At 61.2% G+C, this 17,637-nt stretch carries 15 protein-coding genes; 10 read left to right on the top strand and 5 right to left on the bottom strand.

Annotation, left to right across the window (positions count from 1 at the left end; genetic code table 11):
- The first annotated feature begins 18 nt into the window (after window positions 1-18).
- From CS919_RS08070 to CS919_RS08045, 6 genes are all read left to right on the top strand, one after another.
- Window positions 19-1,200 (top strand): glycosyltransferase family 4 protein, encoded by a 1,182-nt coding sequence (locus CS919_RS08070; RefSeq protein WP_099298977.1) that lies wholly within the window; start codon window positions 19-21, stop codon window positions 1,198-1,200.
- Window positions 1,201-1,278: 78 nt separating this feature from the next.
- Window positions 1,279-2,259: an ROK family protein gene (locus CS919_RS08065; protein WP_099298976.1), complete on the top strand. Its 981-nt coding sequence runs from the start codon at window positions 1,279-1,281 to the stop codon at window positions 2,257-2,259.
- 71 nt (window positions 2,260-2,330) lie between these two features.
- Entirely contained in the window at window positions 2,331-3,059 is a 729-nt protein-coding gene (locus tag CS919_RS08060; protein WP_099298975.1) for a lysophospholipid acyltransferase family protein, read from the top strand.
- A 118-nt stretch (window positions 3,060-3,177) separates the two neighbouring features.
- Window positions 3,178-4,296 (top strand): acyltransferase family protein, encoded by a 1,119-nt coding sequence (locus tag CS919_RS08055; protein ID WP_099298974.1) that lies wholly within the window; start codon window positions 3,178-3,180, stop codon window positions 4,294-4,296.
- Between the two features lie 10 nt (window positions 4,297-4,306).
- Window positions 4,307-4,819: a polyadenylate-specific 3'-exoribonuclease AS gene (locus CS919_RS08050; protein ID WP_099298973.1), complete on the top strand. Its 513-nt coding sequence runs from the start codon at window positions 4,307-4,309 to the stop codon at window positions 4,817-4,819.
- 123 nt (window positions 4,820-4,942) lie between these two features.
- A complete protein-coding gene (locus CS919_RS08045) occupies window positions 4,943-6,334 on the top strand; it encodes a class II 3-deoxy-7-phosphoheptulonate synthase (RefSeq protein ID WP_099298972.1) in 1,392 nt (463 codons plus the stop codon).
- A gap of 55 nt (window positions 6,335-6,389) precedes the next feature.
- Here CS919_RS08045 and CS919_RS08040 read toward each other — a convergent pair whose 3' ends face one another.
- Window positions 6,390-8,741, bottom strand: a complete 2,352-nt coding sequence (locus tag CS919_RS08040) for a PASTA domain-containing protein (RefSeq protein ID WP_099298971.1) — start codon at window positions 8,739-8,741, stop codon at window positions 6,390-6,392.
- 234 nt (window positions 8,742-8,975) lie between these two features.
- On the opposite strand from CS919_RS08040, the gene CS919_RS08035 reads away from it, so the two are divergent.
- Window positions 8,976-9,338 carry an Rv2175c family DNA-binding protein gene (locus CS919_RS08035; protein WP_143341780.1) on the top strand — a complete coding sequence of 121 codons (363 nt, stop codon included), beginning with the start codon at window positions 8,976-8,978 and terminating at the stop codon, window positions 9,336-9,338.
- On the opposite strand, the gene CS919_RS08030 is transcribed toward CS919_RS08035, so the two are convergent.
- From CS919_RS08030 to CS919_RS08020, 3 genes are read right to left on the bottom strand one after another with little or no spacing between them, the layout of a single operon-like run.
- Window positions 9,307-10,881 carry an alpha-(1->6)-mannopyranosyltransferase A gene (locus CS919_RS08030; protein WP_099298970.1) on the bottom strand — a complete coding sequence of 525 codons (1,575 nt, stop codon included), beginning with the start codon at window positions 10,879-10,881 and terminating at the stop codon, window positions 9,307-9,309. The genes CS919_RS08035 and CS919_RS08030 overlap by 32 nt on opposite strands.
- The gene (gene crtI / locus CS919_RS08025) at window positions 10,878-12,581 is read right to left on the bottom strand and encodes a phytoene desaturase family protein (protein WP_099298969.1); all 1,704 of its coding nucleotides are present in this window, start codon (window positions 12,579-12,581) and stop codon (window positions 10,878-10,880) included. Before crtI ends, CS919_RS08030 begins: the two co-directional genes overlap by 4 nt.
- A gap of 4 nt (window positions 12,582-12,585) precedes the next feature.
- Window positions 12,586-13,743, bottom strand: coding sequence for a polyprenyl synthetase family protein (locus CS919_RS08020; protein ID WP_099298968.1), 1,158 nt, complete (start codon window positions 13,741-13,743; stop codon window positions 12,586-12,588).
- 77 nt (window positions 13,744-13,820) lie between these two features.
- On the opposite strand from CS919_RS08020, the gene CS919_RS08015 reads away from it, so the two are divergent.
- Window positions 13,821-14,789, top strand: coding sequence for a methylenetetrahydrofolate reductase (locus CS919_RS08015; protein ID WP_099298967.1), 969 nt, complete (start codon window positions 13,821-13,823; stop codon window positions 14,787-14,789).
- A 55-nt stretch (window positions 14,790-14,844) separates the two neighbouring features.
- On the opposite strand, the gene CS919_RS08010 is transcribed toward CS919_RS08015, so the two are convergent.
- Entirely contained in the window at window positions 14,845-15,432 is a 588-nt protein-coding gene (locus CS919_RS08010) for a GNAT family N-acetyltransferase (RefSeq protein ID WP_143341774.1), read from the bottom strand.
- Window positions 15,433-15,681: 249 nt separating this feature from the next.
- Between CS919_RS08010 and CS919_RS08005 the strand changes: the two genes are divergently transcribed.
- Window positions 15,682-16,092, top strand: coding sequence for an SAV_6107 family HEPN domain-containing protein (locus CS919_RS08005; RefSeq protein ID WP_099298965.1), 411 nt, complete (start codon window positions 15,682-15,684; stop codon window positions 16,090-16,092).
- 449 nt (window positions 16,093-16,541) lie between these two features.
- On the top strand, window positions 16,542-16,943 hold the full coding sequence (locus CS919_RS08000; RefSeq protein ID WP_099298964.1) for a DUF3040 domain-containing protein: 402 nt from the start codon (window positions 16,542-16,544) through the stop codon (window positions 16,941-16,943).
- The last annotated feature ends 694 nt before the right edge of the window (window positions 16,944-17,637 follow it).

Raw genomic sequence — 17,637 nt, 5'->3', positions numbered from 1 at the left:
CCACTACACTGAAGCACCATGACCGTTCGCGTGCTCGTAGTGACAAATGATTTCCCGCCCACCGTGGGCGGGATTCAAACGTACGTACGGGATTATCTATCCGCCCTGAACAATCAGGACGCGGAGATTGTGGTGTTTGCCTCCACCCAGGACGCACAGGCTGCCGCGGAATTCGACGCGAGCGTGGACTACACCGTGGTGCGCTGGCCCCGGTCCGTAATGCTGCCTACTCCAGCCACGGCCAAGCGCATGCAGGAGCTTATTAGGCAGCACCGCATTGATACCGTCTGGTTCGCGGCAGCTGCCCCGCTGGCGCTCATGGCTAAAGCCGCCAAGCGTGCGGGAGCAACGCGCGTGGTGGCCTCCACTCACGGCCATGAAGTGGGCTGGTCAATGTTTCCCGGCTCGCGCCAGATCTTAGGGCGCATCGGGCATGGCGTCGACTGCCTCACATACGTCTCCCACTTTGCACGGGGGCGCATGGCTGGCGCATTCGGCCCCGACGTGGCCTGGGAACCCATGCCTGGCGGTGTGAATACGGAACTATTTCAACCCGATCCGCAGATGCGGGAGCGGTTGCGCGCGCGGTATGGCGTCAAAGATAAAAAGGTCATCGTGGCGGTCTCGCGAATCGTTCCGCGAAAAGGCCAGGACGTGCTGGTTGAGGCTATGCCGCACATCGTGGAACGCGAGCCGGACGCGCATCTACTCCTGGTCGGGCCCGGGGCGATGGGGGACAAGCTGGCGCGCCGCGCGGACGCATTGGGCGTTGCCGATTCCGTGACCGTCACCGGAGCCGTGGACTTCGCGGAGCTGCCCGGACACTACTGCGCCGGCGATGTCTTTGCCCTGCCCGTGCGCACGCAGGCCGGAGGGCTCTCTGTGGAAGGACTGGGCATCGTCTTCCTGGAGGCACAAGCGTGCGGCGTGGCAACCATCGCCGGCAGCGGCGGCGGCGCGCCGGAGACCGTGGTGGATGGACAGACCGGAACGGTGGTCAACGGTCGTGATGCGCGCCAGGTGGCAGCCAGCATCGTTAATCTTTTGTCCGACGCCAACCTCCGCCACAACATCGCTACCGCAGGAAGACACCGCGTAGAAGCTGCCTGGACGTGGGAACAGCTCGCGCATCAGTGGATGGCAGTGATGGAAGGCCACGGGGGAGTGCCGCCGCGTGTGGCGTGGAACGTGCCGATGTGACCGGCCGAGTCAGCGTGGGGACGGCGAGGATGGGTTTCACACCCGCGCAGGATAGAGTGAAACAGATTTTGTTGAGGGATGAGAGGCAGCGGCGTGAGTGAACAGCTTCTGACCATTGGCATCGATATCGGTGGGACCAACCTCCGAGCTGCGGTGGTGGACGAAAACGGGCAAGTGCTAGACGTGGAGCAGTTGCCAACGCCGCCATCCTCAGAGGCCTTAGAGATGGCCGTGGTAGCCGTGGTGGATAAACTACGGGCGCGCCACGAAGGCGTGGCTGCAGTGGGGCTTGCCGTGGCGGGATTCGTGGATGAGAGCCAGCAGATGGTTCGCTTCGCACCGCACCTGCCGTGGCGGGAGACCCCGGTCAAGCGCGTCATGAGCCGAGCGCTGGAATTGCCGGTGATACTGGAGCACGATGCGAACTCTGCTGCCTGGGGTGAACACGAATTCGGAGCGGCCCGGGACGCGAAGAACTGGGTGCTGTTAGCTCTGGGCACCGGCATCGGCGGCGCAATCATGATGAACGGTGAAATTTACCGCGGTGCTTTTGGGGTGGCCCCGGAGTTCGGCCATCTGACCGTGGTGCCCAATGGGCGTAGCTGCCCATGTGGCAAGCGCGGATGCTTGGAGCGCTACTGTTCGGGATCCGCGCTCCCTCTGACGGCGCAAGACCTGATCGCGCGGGGCCAGTTCCCGCACTCACGATTAGCGCAAGACTTTGGCAAGTGCCCCGAAGAGATCAGCGGCCGTGCGGTGGTTCGCATGGCTCGGGAGGGCGACGAGCTGGCCCAGGCCGTCATCAAGGACATGGGCACCTGGCTGGGCCGTGGATTGGCCATGATTCAGGACGTGCTGGACCCGGAGCTGATTGTGGTGGCCGGGGGAGTAGCGGTGGATGCTGACCTGCTGCTGGACTACGCCCGGGACGTCATGGGCAAGACCATCGTCGGTGCGGGGAGCCGGCCGGTGGCTCGCGTTGCTGTTGCCGAGCTGGGATCGCAGGCAGGTATGATCGGCGTGGCAAAGCTGGCGCGCACACTGCTGCCGGAGCAGTAGGCGCGCTGTGCGCATTACTTTCGGCGCTTACGGCTTATCAACCTTGTGACCCGCGTGAAGGACAACTGGAAATGCAGAATAAGACATATTGGTGGCTCAAGCATGTGTTTGTTGGACCTCTGCTGTGGGTATACAACCGTCCGTTTAACCGTGGAATAGACAAGATCCCTTCCGAGGGGGCGGCGATTCTTGCCTCCAACCACCTCGCGGTGATGGACAGCTTTTATCTCCCGTTGATGGCCAAGCGCCAGCTGACTTTCTTGGCGAAGAAGGAGTACTTCACCACTCCGGGATTGGTGGGCGGTATCCAGAAGTGGTTCTTCTCTTCGGTGGGGCAGGTGCCGCTGGATCGTTCCGATAAGGATTCCCAGAGCGCAGCATTGGAAACCGCAACCCGGGTGCTCGAGCGCGGAGATGTTCTGGGAATGTACCCGGAAGGCACGCGCAGCCCCGATGGGCGTTTGTACCGCGGCAAGACCGGGCTGGCTCGCGTGGCGCTGAAGACCGGGGTGCAGGTCTATCCCACCGCGATGATCAATACGCGCAAGGTCAACCCCATTGGCTCCTGGATTCCACGCCCGTTCCGCTGTGGTGTTTATGTGGGAGACCCCATTGACCCGGCGGATTTCCGAGATGCCGGAGACGAATACGCCCAGGCGCGCGCACTCACCGATGCCATTATGGAAGCGCTGGCCGAGCTGTCCGGGCAGGAGTATGTGAAGGACTTCTACGCAGCGGACGTGAAGAAGTCCCTGGAAACCGGCGACGGTTATCCGAAGGGTTCCGAGCCACGATCCTAGGGCTTTCGGGGGCCACCTGGTTCACTGGCAATACCGCCAGTTCTGGCAACCATCTGTGCATTGCTGGGCGAGACGGTTTGCGTTTTCTGCCTATGCCCTGTGATTCTTAACGGCAGTCATGAACGCCCCAGCACAGTCCCAAACCCGTCGGCCGTCGTATCAGCGACAGCCGGCTACGGCAGCGTCCGGTCGAGTGAACTGGGCAGACTGTGCCAAGGGGCTGTCCATCATCGGCGTGTGCCTGATGCACGTGGTCACGGGCGCGCCGGGCGGCACAGACACCGCGTGGGGTCCGATATCGAGCTTCCTCGATCCACTGCGGATGCCGCTATTTTTCCTGGTCTCGGGCCTGTTTGCCCACCGCGTCATCACACGCAACTTGGAAGATCTCTGGTACCGACGTCTTTGGTTCCTCCTGGTGCCGTATCTGATTTTCACTCCTTTCCAGGCCGCCTCGCGTTTTTACATCTATGACGAGCTGACCTGGCAGAACGTGGTTCGGGCGGTGATCGTCGGCGATCCTGGGTTGTGGTTCCTGTACACGCTGATGGTGTACAACATCGCGGCCGTGGTTCTCCGACGCCAACCTCCCTGGCTGGCCGTAACCTTGTCCTTCGTCCCCGCACTCGTGGCGGCCATGAGTGGTCTGATGGTGCATCAAAGCGTGCACCAGGCATTTATGTATGGGCCGATCTTCTTCATCGGTTTGCACTACCGATGGGTGTTTTTCCAACTGGCTCGGCGCGCTTTCCACCTGCCCACGATCGCCTGGGCGCTTCTCCTGTTCGCTGGCTGGGAGGCGGTCTACCGCGGAATGCAGGCCTTCTACTTCGATGGATGGGATGAGGCAGTAGCAGGCCATCAGGCAGTGCTCGCGCTGGTGCGCACAGTTACGGCAGCGCCCATGGGCGTGATCATTGCGGTTTGGCTTTCCCGTATTCCCGTGGTGGAAAAGATGATCGGCTTCGTAGGACGTCACACACTGCCTGTCTACGTGTCCCACCACGCCACCCTGACCTTCTTCGATTTCTACGTCTACCCACGTCTGTGGGAAAGCCATCCCGCGTGGCGCCACCTGATCGATGACCCGAACACCCGCATCATCTGGGGGCTGCTGATCTGCATCGCCGTGGGCGGACTGTTTTACGGCATCTCCAAGATCCCCGTGCTCAAGTGGTGCCTGTACCCGCCTCCGCTACGCCGACGCACTGCCACGCCCGCCACAGCCACCGTTTAAGCTGGGCACCGTGCGCTATTTTTATGACACGGAATTTATCGAAGATGGGGAAACCATTGACCTGATTTCCATCGGAGTGGTTGCCGAGGACGGCCGGGAGTTTTACGCCGTGTCCAAGGAGTTCGACGCCTCCCAGGCAGGGGACTGGGTGCGCCGCAACGTGCTGAACCAGCTTCCACCCAAGTCTGACGCGCGGTGGATGGATCGCGCCACGCTGCGCAGCAAGCTCTACGAGTTCTTGCTTCCCGATCACGTTCCCGGCCAGCGTTTGGCACAGCAGGACCGCCCAGAACTTTGGGCGTGGGTGGGAGCCTACGACCACGTGGTGCTGGCACAGCTGTGGGGAGACATGACCGGCCTGCCCCGGGAACTGCCCCGCTTCACCCACGAGCTCAAGCAACTGTGGGAAATGGCCGGTCGTCCCCGGCTTCCCGAATCTCCCTCCAACGCGCACGATGCGCTCGCGGATGCGCGGTTCAACGTCATCAAGTACCGGCTTTCGATGGAAGCGCTGCGGCGCTAGGTTGGCGTCAAAAAAGGAAAAATTGCGCCACCATGTACCCTAAACGGGGGCAAAAACACGGTGAGGTGGGCGAAACCATCCGCCCATTCCAGGTCAGACAACCGACCGCGTATGCTGTGATCCATGGCTTGGACTATTGACCTCCCCTTGGACGAACTTCCTGATCTCCCTCCGCTTCCGGAACCGCTAGCGGAAAAGCTGTACTCGGACGTGCTTTCGCGTGACGCGAAGCAGCAGCCTTCGTGGGATCCGGACCACGCTGCACGCGTGCGTAAAATCCTCGAATCCGTCCCGCCGATCGTGGTGGCACCGGAGGTACGTCGGCTGAGTAACCAACTGCGCGACGTGGCACTGGGCAAGGCATTCTTGCTGCAAGGTGGCGACTGTGCCGAGACCTTCGAGTCCAACACCGAACCGCACATTCGCGGCAACATCAAGACCTTGCTGCAGATGGCCGTGGTGCTGACTTACGGTGCCTCCACCCCGGTGGTGAAGATGGCTCGTATCGCTGGCCAGTACGCGAAGCCCCGCTCCGCGGACCGCGAGGCCAATGGCCTGCTGAGCTACCGCGGTGACCTCGTCAACGGCGTGGAAGCCAACGAAGAGGCCCGCAAGCACGATCCTTCCCGCATGGTGCGCGCATACGCTAACGCTTCGGCAGCAATGAACTTGGTGCGCGCGCTGACCGGCTCCGGCACCGCGGACCTCTACCGCCTGCACGAGTGGAACCGCGAGTTCGTGGCCAACTCCCCAGCAGGTGCCCGCTACGAGGCGCTGGCCGAGGAAATCGACCGTGGCCTGGAATTCATGAATGCCTGTGGCGTGTCCGATTCCCAGCTGCACACCGCAGATATCTACGCCTCCCACGAGTCCCTGGTCATGGACTACGAGCGCGCAATGCTGCGCCTGGGCCACGATTCCGAGGGCAATGACGCGCTGTACAACCTATCCGCACACCAGGTGTGGGTCGGCGAGCGCACCCGCGGACTCGAGGACGCACACATCCAGTTTGTCTCCATGATCGCCAACCCCGTGGGCGTGAAGATTGGTCCGACGACCACGCCGGAAGAGGCCGTGGACTACGTCCGCACCCTGGATCCACACAACATTCCGGGGCGCCTGACCCTGATTTCCCGCATGGGTTATGACAAGATCCGCACCGCCCTGCCTCCGATCGTCAAGGCAGTGGAAGCCACCGGACACAAGGTCATCTGGCAGTGCGACCCGATGCACGGCAACACCTACACCTCGTCCAACGGCTACAAGACCCGCGACTTCGATCGGATCATCGACGAAGTACAGGGCTTTTTCGAGGTCCACCGCGAGATCGGCTCCCACCCCGGAGGCATCCACGTGGAGCTGACCGGCGAGGACGTCACTGAGGTTGTTGGCGGCGGCCAGTCCATCACCGACGTGGACCTGCCTACCCGCTACGCCACCACCGTGGATCCACGCCTGAACACCCAGCAGTCGCTGGAGCTGGCGTTCCTAGTGGCGGAGATGCTGCGTAACTAACGCTGGCATAGTCCGCCACACGCAATAACCCCTGATGGGCACGCTCTGGAGAAATCTAGAGCGTGCCCAGCGTTATTGTGTCGCCCACTCGTACGCGAGAACCGAGGCCAGGGGACTGGGTGATCACCAGGCCGGAACTGTCTGAGGAGAACTTCACCTTCAGGCCCAGCGCCTCGAGCTTCTGCTTTGCCGAGGCCGCAGTGCTGCCGATGACAAACGGTACGCGCACCGAATCCGATTCGTGGATGGTGACGTTCGTGTCTTCTTCAGGGTTGATCAGCTGATCCGCAGCAGGGGACTGGGAGGCAACGTGACCGGCCTCGACGTCCTCGTCCGTGAGGGGATCGCCATCGACAGGATTGAGTCCAGCCTCACGCAGCTTCTCCTTGGCCTTGTCTGCGGATAGCCCTGTGATGTTCGGCACCTTGATGGCATTGCTGATCACCAGGGTGATTTCGCTGCCTCCCGGCGCCTCTTCTCCGGATCCGGGGCGAGTTCCTATGGCATCGCCAGTTTCCACTTGCTCGCTGAACTCCTGGACTACGTCGCCGACCTCGAGACCGGCCGCCTCGATGGTTTCGGTGGCGCGCTGTTCCGATTGTCCCTTGACTCCGGGCACACGAACAGGCCTCGGCCCCTTGCTCAACTGCACTTCCACGGTGGAGCCCGTGTTCACTTCTGCGCCGCTGGCAGGCTTGGTACTTGCGATCTTGCCCTTCGGCACGTCATCCGAGTACACCTCGCTGCCGAGCCGTGCCTGTAGCGTGCGGTCTTCTAATTTCTGCGTATACGTGGCAACAGTGTCTGCGCTTCCAGGCTGTGGGACGGTGGGCTTTCCCAACGAGGCGAGCACCGCTACCTGGCTTCCCCGCGGCGCTCGTTCACCGAAAGGGGGATCAGTCCCCATCACGGCCTGCCGGGCCGTGTCATTGGAGTATTGCTCCTCCAGATCCGAGGTAAACCCCGCCTCCTCCACAGTGGCCTGTGCGGAGGCCTGATCCATGCCCACCACATTGGGCACCTCTCCATAGCGCCCGCTGGTCAGCCACCATGCGCCCGTGGCTACGGCAGCAACCAGCGCGAGGATCACCAAGATCCACACCACGGTGCGGCCGCTGGATCGGTTGCTCAACGCTGGCTTGCGGTTGCTTTCAGGGCTCTGTACTACCTCTGCGGCATGTCCGCTGTGGTGTAGCGGACCAGCGGGATAGGCACTGGGAGGGTAGCCCTGAGGGTTTCCAGCATGGGCAGCTCCGGGCTGTCCTATGCCCGCGCGTGCTCCCGCCGGGTAGGCAGCAGCGGGGCTGTGAGCGTCCACGCCGGGAGTGCCGGAATACGGAGAATAACCGCCGTCTGCAGGTTGAAGCTGAGTGTGCGCGGTTTCGCTGAATGGCTGAGCGTGGCCGGGCTGCTCCGAGGTGCGCGGATCCGTGCCCAGCGCGACAGCGCGCGTGGACATGGACTCGTCATCCCAGGACAAACGCTCGCCATAGTCGGCGCCTTCCAACGCGCGGCGCACCGCGGAATCTGCAGGGGAGGGAACCTTGAAAGGCGGAAGGTTGAGATCCCTCGTGACGGCATGAACCGCGTTGAGGAACTCCGTGCCGTCGGAAAATCGGGTCTCCGAGCTGCGGGAGGTTGCCCGCGCAACCAACTGGTCGATCTTTTCAGGCACGCCACTGATCACGCTGGACGGGGCCGGTACGTCCCGATTGAGGCGGGCCATCGCCGTGCCCACGGGAGAGTCCTCCTTGAACGGCGTGGTGCCGGTGATCAGCTCGTACAACAGGATGCCGGCGGAGTAGACGTCTGACGTTTGATGCAGCGACTTGCCCTCGACCTGCTCCGGAGAAAGGTAGCCCACCGTGCCGATGACCTTGCCATCGTGAGCAGTGTGCGCGCCCGAGTTCACCCCGGTGGCGATGGCCCGCACCAAGCCGAAGTCCGCGAGCTTGACCTGGTGGGAATCACTGATCAGTACGTTATCCGGCTTGATATCGCGGTGAATCATGCCGGTGGCATGCGCCACGGACAGTGCGGTCAACACTGGCTCCATGACTGCGAGTGCGGCGTGGGGAGGCATGGGGCCGCGTTCTTTCAGCAGTTCACGCAGAGATCCGCCGACCACCAGTTCCATGACGAGGAAGACGTACTCTCCGTCCACTCCCTGGTCGAAGACATTCACCAGCGCTGGGTGATTGAGCTTGGCCACGGCGCGCGCCTCGCGCTCAAAGCGGGCACGGAAAGAACGCTGGTCAGCCAGGGCGGGATCCATCACCTTGACCGCCACTTCGCGGTCCAGGCGGGTATCCACCGCGGAGTAGACCGTCGACATGCCACCGCGGGCGATCTGCGCACCGATGCGATAGCGATTGTCGAGCAGGTCTCCGGAGTACAACTGGCTCACAGCGAGTTCGGCCGTCCTTTCATCGCTTTGCCGAATGGGAATGGCTCAGGGCCCAATGGAAAGGCCTAGGTAAATCCCATCCAGACATAATAACTTCCCTCCATCTTAGGGCGCGGGGAGACAAGCCCGGCTTAGGCAGGGCGTTCGGACGGACGGGCGTGGGGGATTGGCTTCGCGTGCACTACAGTGGCAGCTGTGAATAACGAGCGATCAAAGACCACTGCACAGTCCGTTATTTTGGAAAAGCCCGTTGGTGGCATTCCTGCGGGAGAGTCCGTCATCTCCATCCCAGACGCCGCCGAGCGCATGGGCGTGGTGGTGACGAAAGTGATGGATCTGCTCCGCAATGGCCAGATCCTGGCGGTTCGCGTGAACAACGTCCGTTACATCCCCGAGCTGTTCTTCGATGAAAGCGGCCGGCTCAACCGATTCGTCCCCGGCGTGGTCTCGCTGCTCGGAGACGGCGGGTATTCCTCGACGGAAGTTCTTGAGTTCCTCTTCCAGCCCGACGACACCCTTCCCGGCCGACCAGTGGATGCCCTCCATGGTCATCTGGCCCGGGAGGTCATGCGCCGGGCGCAAGCGATGGCGATTTAGCCGGTTCTTCTCGGGGGAGACGCGGTTCATCGAGAACCCACGCGTCTGTGTCTTGTGGCTTGCGCAAGGGGCTGTATCCCAGCGAGGAACGCATAGCCCACCACATGATGGCACCGACGGCCAGGACCCACCAGAGGTTGTAGAGGCGGTTGTTGCCTCCGCCGTCGAACATCATGCACAGGAATGCGGAGAACCACGCTGCGAAGAAGATGATCCGGCGATCGGGGACCCACACGGCCAGCAGAGCGAGCACCGCAGCGTAGTACCACGGCAGGGTCACGGTGTTGAAGACACAGGTGACCAGGTAGGCCACACACGCGCCCTTGAGTGCCTGCAGCTCATCGCGGCGGAAGACCCACCATGCCACCATCAGCCCGATGCCCATCAGCGCGGTGCTGTAGGGGCGGAAGAAGTTCACCAGAACGTTGAAAGTGAGATCATCGTTGACTAGGCGCGTGAGCGCCGGTTCCAAGGTGGATGCCAACATCGAAGGCAAGGCCAGAGGGTTGATCACCTTGGTGTTGCCGGATATTTCCTCGACCCAGCCCCACGTCTGACCCGAGAGCACGGTCACCGCCTGCATGATCAGCCCGGTCAGCCCCAGTGCGGCGATTCCGCTGATAACCAACGTTGCCAAGCGCTTCCACGTTTCCTTGAACAGTCCCTCCGGGCCGCGCCCGGCCCAGCGGGCGACAAAAATCCACACGAGGAAAGGGAAGGCCAGAAATGCCGTGGCCTTCAAAGATGTGCCCAGGGCGATCAGTAGCGTGCCAACCAACAAGCCGGGGATCGGCTTGAGACGGAAGCTAAACACCAGTCCCGCCATCACCAAGGCCATCATGGTGTTTTCATTGTGCATACCGCCCACCAGGTGGATGATGACCAGGGGATTGGCCACACCCAACCACAGGGTGATAGATGGGCGCACTCCGAGGATGTGCGCCAACTGAATCGTGGCCCATCCCATCACCGCCACGGATGCCAGGGACAAGACCTTGTAGGCGATGGTTCCAGCGGTGATGTTATCGCCGGTCACGCTGGTGATGATCTCGCCGATCCACAAGTGCAATGGGCCATAAGGCGTGGTGGTATTGCGCCAGTCCGCGCTGACCTCAAACAGAATTGGGCCAGGGTTGGCAGCGGCGCCGTGCTGGTAGGGGTTGATGTCATCGCGAGCCAGCGTGCCCTGCATGAGGTAGGAGTACAGATCCCGAGACATCATGGGGCCGGCGAAAAACAATGGCGCGATCCACGCAGAGACCATCCGGGCATCCAAGGACCGGCCGTGGCGCAGAATATGGCCGCCGGCCACGATCCAGCTCAACAGCAGAAGAACCACGCCGATCCACATGATCACCACCAAGATGCCGGTGAAGTGCCCGAAGGTCAGCGAAGTCAGATTCAGCACGTGCAGCACACCACCGCGGGCGCGGACAGCACCGGCGGCATGGGAACTCAGCGCGAGAATGATTGAGCCGACTAGGCCGATGATCATGGCCTGCTGCCAGGTGATGCGGCGCAGCTTCAACGTCAAAGGGTTCATCGAACGCCACCTCCGGTGATTCTGCGGGCGGCAAGAGCGCCAGACAACAAGACAGTAGGCACGCCTACTCCTGGCGTGGTGCCGCTTCCCGCGAGGATCACGTTATCTACCCCGTAGCTGCCAACGTTGCGTGGCCGGAATGGGCCGGTCTGGGCAAAAGTATGTGCCAAGCCAAACGGTGTACCTTCGCCGTAGCCGTAGGTCTCCGCCCACGATTGCGGGGTATCCACCCGCGCTATGGACAGGGACTCGCGTAGTCCAGAAAAACCTCGTCCGTCCAGTTCGCGAAGAATCTCTTCTACGTACCGGTCCTGAATGTTTTTCCACTGCACCGGAGCGGAGGCAAGGTTGGGAGCCGGGGCGAGGATGCTCATCGGCTCGAAAGTCTCACCAGTGTGTGCGGAGCCCTCCGCGCCCTGAATGATGCGGCTCGGGGCGGACTTCGCCGGACGAGTGATCAGCAAGGAAGGGTCCGTCATCAGCGAACCGCGCCCGCGAGCGCCGGTGATCTGAGTAAACGTCTCATCCCAGGCCTCGCCGAAGCTCAATGTGTGATGGCTCTGCGAAGCAAAAGTATCGGCGACCTTGGTGGGCACCGTGCCGTGGATAACCACGGCCGACGGTGCCCAACGCAGGGGAACCGGCCGCCGCTGTGTAGTGCGCGGGCGGTTCATGAGGCGGTCCGTCACTGCGAGGTCAGTCGTGCAGATCACCGCATCGGTCTCGATGACCTCGCCGGAGGCCAGTCGTACCGAACTCACGGAGGTGCCGGAGGCATCGAAATTGAATCCAGCCACGGGCGTGCCCGTGCGCACTTCCGCCCCAGCGGCCACCAACGCACTGGCCATGGCCTCAGCGGCCTCACCGATCGAGTGCTGCGGGTAGAACACGCCCATTCCCGTGTCCATGTGGCTGATCACCGAATAGACTGCCCGCGCCTTCGCGGGTGCTTGACCCGCATAGAGGGCTTGAAAAGTAAATAAGCGGGCGAGCTCGGCGTCGGACACAAAACCTCGTGTGGCGCGCGCCAACGAACCAAACGCTCCCAAACCAACTAGCCGCCCCAGATCCGATGCCGAAGACGGAGTGGCCACCAAATCGAGGACCGAATCGAAGTCCGCAGCCAGGAAATTATCGAATGCGGCGCTGAACATGTCCTGTGACCAGTCGCGATAGTCCTCGTAGCCGCTAACTAGACGCTCTGCCTGACGGGAGGCATCCTCCGGAAACTTGGCGACCGCGAATTCCGCGATCTCTTGGCTCATGCGCGCCGGGTCCGAATACAGCCGAATGCTGCGCCCCGAGGCGAACTGCGCGGTATATGCGGGGCTGAGTTTGGTGAGCTTCCACGAATCCGGCATCCGTTGACCCAGCGACTGCACCGCGGCTTCCACCAGCTGCGGCATGGTTAGTACCGTGGCCCCGGTATCGGCCTCGAACGTGCCATGCGCGCTGGTCAGGCGCTCTGTCTTGCAACGCCCGCCTACGGTTTCCTCGGCCTCCAGAACCGTGACCTTCAACCCGGAAGCACGCAAACGAGCCGCCGCAGACAGCCCGGACAATCCCGCGCCCACAACCACCACGTGCTGAACATCTGCCGCCAACCGCCGACGCGTGGTCGCACGCGTCATGGGAATCAGCGGGCGGGGAAGCTTCAGGTGGCGCCTGCTGCCCGCCTTGCTCTCGTAGGTCTTGCGCATTGTCCTAGAATTTCCTAACGCTCAGCGCCAGAGTCATCCCCACCAGTTCATCTGAAATCTGCGAACCGAGCCGTGCAGACGTGATGGTCTCGATGGCCCGCTGGCTGCGCTGCGTAATCCGCCGCTCCACAATCTCGGCCGCCCCCGTTGCCTCGATGATCTCGCGCAGCGCATCGACTTCCTCTTCCGTGCTGGCCGTACCCAGTCCATCTCGTAGTTTTTCGACGCCAACCCCCGCGCCCTCGCCACGATCTCCCGCCTGTAGCGCGAGGTTGATCAGCGCGGTCCGCTTGCCCGTGCGCAGGTCATCACCACTGGGCTTGCCCGTCACGGAAGGATCACCAAACACCCCCAGCTGATCATCGCGAAGCTGGAACGCCTCGCCGATGTCCTGACCGATGCTCCGCAACGTGTCCACCAGTTCTGGGTCCGCGCCCACCATCGCTGCTCCAATGTGCAGCGGGCGAGACACGGTGTAGCTGGCGGTCTTGTACTCGATGATCTTCAGCGAATCATCCACGCTCTCGCTGCCATTGGCCTCCATGGCCACATCTAAAATTTGCCCGGCGATGACTTCCGTGCGCATCGCCCGCCAAGCCGGACGGATTGCAGCAAGAGACTGCGGGCTCAAACCAGACCCCACCAACATGTCATCAGCCCAGGCTAAAGCCAAGTCACCCGTGAGAATGGCCTGGCTCACGCCGTAGTGCTCGCTGCTTCCCGCCCAATTGGAGGAACGATGCTGGGACTCAAACCTGCGATGCGTTGTGGGATTGCCGCGCCGGGTATCGGACTGGTCAATGATGTCATCGTGAATTAGCGCGCACGCTTGGATGAACTCAATCGCAGATATCGCGGTGAGAAGTACGGAGGGATCGGAGTTGGCGTCGGGAAAAGGAACCTCGATGCTCCCACGACCGCTCTCCAAACCAGCACGCACGCCAGCCCACGCGAACATCGGGCGCACACGCTTGCCACCCTGCACGGTAAAGGCGCGCAAGGCCTCGATTGCGTCTGCGAATTCGGGGCCGATCGCGGAAAACTCGCTGCTGCTGGCAGCAAAGTATTCCGAGACGCGTTGATTGACGGCCGCGGGCACATCAGCCAAGGCAGAAGACATACCCCAAGTGGCTGTACCCTGATCAAACTCAGCAGAACTCATGAGTCCTTATCCTACAGTGCCACCATTTCCGCCCTCGCTGTACAGAGCAATGTGGGCGGGCATTATCATCATTGGGCATGGCACACATCCGCAGGCAGGTCGCAGTCTCTGACTCCCTCAAATTCACCACGCCCGGTCGAGTACCTTTCAGCGTGGAATTTATGCCTCCGCGGGACGATGCTGCAGAACAGCGACTGTGGAGCGCAGCGGAGGCGTTCCACGACCTCGGCGTGAGCTTCGTCTCCGTGACCTACGGCGCCGGTGGATCTACCCGCGGACGCACCCTGCGCGTGGCCGAGCAACTGGCGACAAAGCCGCTGACCACGCTGGTGCACATGACGCTAGTGGAGCACACCGCTGAGGAAATCCGCTCTCTGATCAGGACTTTCGCGGACCTGGGTCTGACTAACTTGCTGGCGCTGCGCGGCGACCCGCCGGGGGACCCGAACGCGGAATGGGTGCAGACCGAAGGCGGCCTGCTGTACACCAACGAGCTCATCGGGATGGTCCGAGAGATGCCGGAGTGCGAGAACTTCGATATCGGCATCGCGAGCTTCCCTGAAGGCCACTTCCGCGCTGCGGATTTGGAGATGGACACGCAATACACGCTGGCGAAGTTGCGCGCTGGTGCGGAGTACTCCATCACGCAGATGTTCTTTGATGTGGACCACTACCTGCGACTGCGTGATCGATTGGTGACGGCAGATCCAGAGCACGGGGCCAAGCCGATCATCCCCGGCCTGATGCCGATTACATCCCTGCGTGCGGTGCGCAAGCAGATGGAGCTGGCGGGCGCGTCTCTGCCAAAGTCATTGGAGCGGCGCCTGTTAAATGCGGCGAATGGCGATGAAGAGGGCAACAAGGCGGCTATTCGCGAGGTGGGAATCGAAGTGACGTCCGAGATGGCGGAGCGGTTGATCGCGGAAGGTGCGCCTGACCTGCACTTCATGACCATGAATAACGTGCGCGCCACCCAGGAAGTACTGCACAATTTGGGTATGGCACCGGCGTGGGGACCGGGGTACGGGCACGATATGGTTCGCTAGGTTTGTTTTTTTGCGGTTCTGCCCGGGGTACTGGGGCTTTGTGGGGGGCTGGGGCTTACAGCGCCTTGCTGAGGATCGCGAAGGGGCGCGCATCAGCAGGGAAGTAGAAGTTCCGCAGCACGTCTTGGAACCCTAAGCTGCGGTACAAACGCCACGCCCCGTTGGCTTCCCCGGGCACTTCTGGTGTGGAGAGCATGACGTGCTGCTGCGTGATCGACTTCATGTGCACAGTCAGTAGCCCGCGCCCGATGCCGAGCTGTTGCACGCGAGGACTGACGTGGATCTCCGATAGCTCGGCGTAATCCTTGAGCACGGATTCTATCTGGCGCCGCGAGTGCCCTGCTTCGTGGAGACCGCGTGTGACCTGCTGATTCCACCAAGTATCTGAGCTGCCGCGGAAGCTAAAGCACACTCCCGCGCACGGTTGCTGTGGGTCGCTGGGGTCCGGGTGAGCATTGTTTGGGTGGACGAGGGCGAGGTGGCAGCGGAAATCGGGGTGGTGGATGTTGGACAGCCAGAGTGTGCGTCGTTGGTCTTTGTACGACGCCGGGTAGTCCATAGCCGAGAGGTGGATATCTATCAGCTCGTCAATACGACGGCGGAACTGCGCTGGGGTGACAGCGACGATAGATACCAAAGACATGACGTACATCCTGCCATGTGGTGCAAAAGTGCGGTTGCGTTTCCTTAACTTGGCACTAGTTCGAACAGGTGTTCTATTATCGAGTTGGTGGAGGCGGTTGTTGTCTCGCTGCTGAATACCTTGATGGCTAGTTGGATACGCGAAGTGCTGCTGCGGAGCGTTGCAAGACCCAGCGTTGCAAGACCCAGCGTTGCAAGATCTAGCGCTGCAAGACCCAGTTAGCGAAAGATTAAGGAAGGCGAAGGCGCAATGAGTACGGTACGAAAATTACGGGCGCACACGGTACATAAGAGCGCTGTGTCCTTCCTGGATGATGCGGAGCGACAGCTTGCTGCATCAAGGCAGGCGGAACGTTTGGATGAGGCTCTATCGCTTTCTTACCGTGCCGCTTTGCGTGCAGCAGGGGCGCTGATCGAGCACAAGATGGCAGGCCGAAAGCGGCGGCCGCAGGGGAGTGCGTGGGACAAGTTGAAGATGTTGGATCCTGCGATGGAACAGCGTTGCCAGCGTTTTGAGGTGCACGCTCGTCTTGCGAGCAGGGCGGACATGGGGCTTGAGAAAAACGTCAACCCCTTGGTGGTGCAGAAGCTCTACGACCAGGCGTGTGTGCTGGTAGATGAAGCTCGGGCGGAGGTCGAAGGCGCTGCAGTGGTTGCTTAGGCTTGGTTGGCTCGCAGTGTGAGCGGCGCAGACGTGACGTTTATTCTGCTGCGGCCTGGTGGTTTTGGTTTGGCTATTGGGATTGGCAGAATCGGCAGTGGCTGGTGCGGTGCGCTCATTGCGGTACGGCTCGAATGGTGTGGCAGTTCGACTTCAGTTGATTGGTTGATGGAGCTGAGCGGAGGAAGTTGAGCCTGATTCTGGATTTTCTCTGGTGACGGGAACTAAATACGTATGCTGGACGTTGTATCTAACAGAGCCTTCATATCCGCTGGGTTGAGTTCGCGTCTACGATAGCACGGACTGGATATTCAGTAACTACCTTTCACTTCGGGAACCACCTTTCGAAGTTGTTAGGGGCACTGATCACCTAGCCGGTGAAGGCACCAATACAGCAAGAACGATGAGCACTCACAAGGGTTTCATCGCAGCGACAGTGGAGGTTGGACGTGGCTCTATCTGAGCAAGAGCAACGGATGCTCGAAGAGATCGAACGCGCACTCATCGCGGAAGATCCGCGTTTGGCACACCGGGCTTCGAGGGACAGTCAGGGCACTTTCGCCTTCAATATTCAATCCGGGGCGATCATGCTGGTCGGCCTATGCATGTTGGTTGGAGGAGTGAGTCTCGCACAGTTCTCCCTGTGGTTCGTGGCTCTGAGTATCCTCGGCTTCTTCGCCATGTTCGCTGGAGGCATGATGGCGTTCCATCGCACCGGAACTCGCTCGAAAGCGGCGAAGGGTAAGGGTGCTGGTTCGGCGAAGGTCTCTGCTGCTAGTTCGAGGGCGGCGAAAAACGGCGGCATCGGCGACCGCATGGAAGATAGCTTCCGCAAGCGCTTCGAACGATAAGCAGCATCCGCGAGACTACTGGGGAGTGAGGAGTCTTCCTCGAGTTCTTTCGCTCGTGAGACATATTTCTCAGGCTTCGCTATTTTCTGCCTTCAAATACTGGCTGCTCTACCGGAAACGGTGGGGCGATTTTTTATGTCTACTTCTGCCTCTTTTTGCCTTCGCACCTGCCTTCCTCAAGCTTGTCCGCGTCTCCTTTTAGCGCTTTCTCTCAGCACTACCAGTTGTCTTCGTCCTTCAACCAAGAAATCAGTCCAAATTGGACGTTTTTGCGCGGCAAGCAAGAGCAGTTCATACTTCCCTACCAAAACTCATTTGGAGACGTCACTTGCGCCACATTTTCCTGGGGAAACACGGTGCGAGATTTGAGGATTGGTACAGAAGCATGAAGCTCGGCGGAATTCGGGGAAGTCGTGGAAGCGGGGGGGAGAGTCTCTCGGGCGCCGGGCCTGCCACTAGTGCCGCCCCTCGCGCTGCTTGGGCCGACCACTAGCGCCGCTGCTAGTACCTCCGATCGCAATCTAGGCCCACTTTTGGCCGGAGATTGCCGAAGATCTGCCATTAGGCCCCATTTTTCCCCCACTTTGCCCCACATTGGTTCAGTAAGGGGCCTCGGCAGGGTTGAGTGGCAGTCAAATGCGGCTGAGAGGGGAGCGGCGGAGATCCTTCAGAAGACAGAATGGCGCTTATGAAG

This window comes from Corynebacterium dentalis (genome assembly GCF_900232865.1).
Classification (GTDB): Bacteria; Actinomycetota; Actinomycetes; order Mycobacteriales; family Mycobacteriaceae; genus Corynebacterium; species Corynebacterium dentalis.
This window is presented reverse-complemented; position numbering and strand designations above follow the sequence as displayed.

Coding starts and splice junctions, on each gene's coding strand:
- CS919_RS08070 (WP_099298977.1), top strand. CDS start 19: ATGACCGTTCGCGTGCTCGTAGTGACAAATGATTTCCCGCCCACCGTG.
- CS919_RS08065 (WP_099298976.1), top strand. CDS start 1,279: ATGAGAGGCAGCGGCGTGAGTGAACAGCTTCTGACCATTGGCATCGAT.
- CS919_RS08060 (WP_099298975.1), top strand. CDS start 2,331: ATGCAGAATAAGACATATTGGTGGCTCAAGCATGTGTTTGTTGGACCT.
- CS919_RS08055 (WP_099298974.1), top strand. CDS start 3,178: ATGAACGCCCCAGCACAGTCCCAAACCCGTCGGCCGTCGTATCAGCGA.
- CS919_RS08045 (WP_099298972.1), top strand. CDS start 4,943: ATGGCTTGGACTATTGACCTCCCCTTGGACGAACTTCCTGATCTCCCT.
- CS919_RS08030 (WP_099298970.1), bottom strand. CDS start 10,881: ATGAACCCTTTGACGTTGAAGCTGCGCCGCATCACCTGGCAGCAGGCC.
- crtI (WP_099298969.1), bottom strand. CDS start 12,581: ATGCGCAAGACCTACGAGAGCAAGGCGGGCAGCAGGCGCCACCTGAAG.
- CS919_RS08020 (WP_099298968.1), bottom strand. CDS start 13,743: ATGAGTTCTGCTGAGTTTGATCAGGGTACAGCCACTTGGGGTATGTCT.
- CS919_RS08015 (WP_099298967.1), top strand. CDS start 13,821: ATGGCACACATCCGCAGGCAGGTCGCAGTCTCTGACTCCCTCAAATTC.
- CS919_RS08010 (WP_143341774.1), bottom strand. CDS start 15,432: ATGTCTTTGGTATCTATCGTCGCTGTCACCCCAGCGCAGTTCCGCCGT.
- CS919_RS08005 (WP_099298965.1), top strand. CDS start 15,682: ATGAGTACGGTACGAAAATTACGGGCGCACACGGTACATAAGAGCGCT.